This window comes from Coleofasciculus sp. G2-EDA-02 (assembly GCF_040226375.1).
In the GTDB taxonomy this organism is placed as follows: domain Bacteria; phylum Cyanobacteriota; class Cyanobacteriia; order Cyanobacteriales; family Coleofasciculaceae; genus Coleofasciculus.
In genome coordinates, this window is the sequence record NZ_JAVKEW010000040.1 from 1 (window position 1) to 2,670 (window position 2,670).

2 protein-coding genes and 1 pseudogene are annotated in these 2,670 nt (G+C 44.2%); 1 reads left to right on the forward strand and 2 read right to left on the reverse strand.

What is annotated here, in order from left to right; genetic code table 11:
* Window positions 1-309: 309 nt before the first annotated feature.
* The gene (locus RLO19_RS03990) at window positions 310-1,236 is read right to left on the reverse strand and encodes a histone deacetylase family protein (protein ID WP_446354044.1); all 927 of its coding nucleotides are present in this window, start codon (window positions 1,234-1,236) and stop codon (window positions 310-312) included.
* A 961-nt stretch (window positions 1,237-2,197) separates the two neighbouring features.
* Between RLO19_RS03990 and RLO19_RS03995 the strand changes: the two genes are divergently transcribed.
* The gene (locus RLO19_RS03995) at window positions 2,198-2,551 is read left to right on the forward strand and encodes a PAS domain-containing protein (RefSeq protein ID WP_446354046.1); all 354 of its coding nucleotides are present in this window, start codon (window positions 2,198-2,200) and stop codon (window positions 2,549-2,551) included.
* Here RLO19_RS03995 and RLO19_RS04000 read toward each other — a convergent pair.
* A pseudogene (locus RLO19_RS04000) lies at window positions 2,548-2,670 on the reverse strand (IS630 family transposase); the annotation flags it as partial. The gene RLO19_RS03995 and the pseudogene RLO19_RS04000 sit on opposite strands and share 4 nt — an antisense overlap.

A 2,670-nucleotide genomic window follows, 5' to 3' on the forward strand; every position in this document is an offset into this window, starting at 1 on the left:
AATCGATTGGCGATACTCACGACTTTCGCCTGTGCTAGACTACTTTTATAGATTAACACATTATTTATTACAATACAAGACTAAGAGAAAATAAAAAGTCGTCCTAAAAGGACGAGGCTTGTATCCCTAGTTCTCGGTCAATGTGGTATTTCCTGAGGATGATGAGACGGATGTGGGACTGATTTTAGGTGTAGGTTACAATCTGAAGCTGTTTTAGGGGTAACATTCCATTCCAAATAACTACTGGTATGATAGACGCACTCGCTCAGCCAGAAATGATATGATTATCGATTGAGCTATTTGTGGCAACTATTCACCAAGGTTTAAACAGGGTTCAATGGTGGCAATAACAGACTTGGCTAAGGCAGTAAGGTCATAACCTCCTTCTAAGCCAAATAAAATGCGGTGAGTCAGTTGCAAACAGTAATCAGTGAATACGCCAAAATCTTTGGGTTTCAGAGCGATGCTGGCTAGGGGATCATCGGCGTTGGCGTCGTAACCTGCACTGACGATGAGTAAATCGGGCTGAAATTCCCTGAGAAAGGGTATAACCCCCTGCTCAAACATGGGTTGGTATTCTGTGAATGCACTGCCTGGTGGCATGGGTACATTCAGGACATTATTGTATGAGCCGCGTTCGCGAGGGTGACCGGTGCCAGGATAGCAAGGATATTGATGGAGGGAACAGTAGGCAATTCTGGCATCGTTTTCCACGAGGCTTTGAGTGCCGTTACCATGATGAACATCCCAATCCAAAATAGCGACTTTTTGGATACCCGGTTGTTCTAGGGCATAGTAAGCCGCGATCGCAGCATTAGAAAAGATACAAAATCCCATCCCCCGTGAACCTTCAGCATGATGTCCAGGAGGGCGTGCGAGGACAAAGGCGGGGTTGTTGCTAGTGAGAACCCGATCAACCCCATCTAACCAAGCGCTGATGGCTAACAGAGCTATATCAAAACTGCGTGGAGAAACCCGCGTGTCACCATCTACCATTCCTCCACCGTCGTGGGCAAGTTGTTTGACTAAATTGATGTAATCCGGGTGATGAATTTTTTGCAACAAAGACATTACAGGACGACTTTCTACGGGTGTAGGTAACTGCCAATCCACAAGATGTGCCCAGGGTGCAGCGTTTAAGGCATTGACAATAGCTGTCAATCTTTCTGGGCGTTCAGGGTGGAATTTACCGTTGTCATGATTAAGAAATTCGTCGGAGTAAATAACTGGAAACATAGGTTCAGCAGAATTGGCAGCAAATGAGTGCTTTCTATAATTGTATAATTATTAGTTTGGCATTGGACGGTTGATCAAATTGAGACAGCAATTTATGGAGTGGGAGGATCTGGGTCTGTGAAAACAGGGGAAGCGGGCAAGATTCCCACACAGAGAGCAAATTTACAACAACGAGATTTTATTTATGCCCCCTACATTTGTTTATTTCAGCAATTGGCAATAATCAGGTATCCTCAATCTCCTGTCGCACCTCACGACTGACCTTCAGCAAAGTTTTTGATCGTGATAAAAATGGGGACAAATCAGGAAATTGCCTTCACGGCACTGCATTGCCAGATATTTGAGAAACGGGGTTTTTCCAGAACCGGGTTGACCCAAAACCATTAGTTTCGTTTATGTTAAGAATGGTTACCAGAACAGCGTCATTGTATTATTGCGGTGACATCTGATGAAATGCCACAGGTGCGCGAGGACTGTTTAAAAGCAGGGATGAATAGCATACTAAGTCCGGAAGAACCGATTTTGATATTGGTACGGCGTTTTGTACTGGATGCTATTGGCTCAAGTTCTGCATCCTGAGCAAAAATCAGTTCCTACGGCAGCAACCCATGATTGATTTAGAATCGTTGCTACATTAGAAAGTATAGTCGTTTACAATAAGCGTTTTCCCAACTAAAATCCCAGGAGTCTATCAGTAGTATCCATGTTCAGAAGACATAGATCCAGAATAGCTCCCAAATGGCTCAGTTAACCTGTCGCGGTTAACTCATAAAGCAGCAGAAGCAGGGAAGTAGGGGAGAAAAGGCGCAGTGCAGGGGAGCTAGGAAGAGATTCTATCCAATTATTTCCGATTCTTGGATACATTTTTGGAGTTGAATTTCTCTTGGTTCCCCACGTTGGTGATCGAGTCAGCGTCGGTGGTTCACGTCCAGACTTATAAGTCCATCAGTAAATATAAAGTATGTATGGCAACAGTGACAGCCACTCTTTATTTCAGGCGCTGTTTAATCAAGCGCTTGATGCCATAGCGATCGCGGATGATCAAGGAAAGTACGTCGAGGTCAATCCGGCGGCTTGTCAGCTATTTGGTTTGTCCCGGGACGAACTTTTAGGACACTGCATATCAGACTTTGCCGAATCGGAGTTTGATTTCCCACAGGTGTGGCAAATTTTTCTCGAACAGGGACAGGTTAAGGGGGAGTTTCGTCTCCGGCGCAAGGATGGAACAGTGCGGGAGACGGAATATGCAGCAACGGCTAACGTGATCCCCCATTGTCATTTGTCTATTTTGCGAGATAAGCTGCTACGCAGCTAAACCGGATAAACAGCATTGCCTTTGTTTTTGATTTTTCTATTCCATTTAATTATAAGCTCTCCTTCATTTAATAATTTATGTAGCAATTTTTCTAGTTCTTCTACTGATTCAAATAGTCG

Bases quoted from the DNA above. Each gene is read 5' to 3' on its own strand.
- RLO19_RS03990 (WP_446354044.1), bottom strand. From the start codon at position 1,236: ATGTTTCCAGTTATTTACTCCGACGAATTTCTTAATCATGACAACGGT.
- RLO19_RS03995 (WP_446354046.1), top strand. From the start codon at position 2,198: ATGTATGGCAACAGTGACAGCCACTCTTTATTTCAGGCGCTGTTTAAT.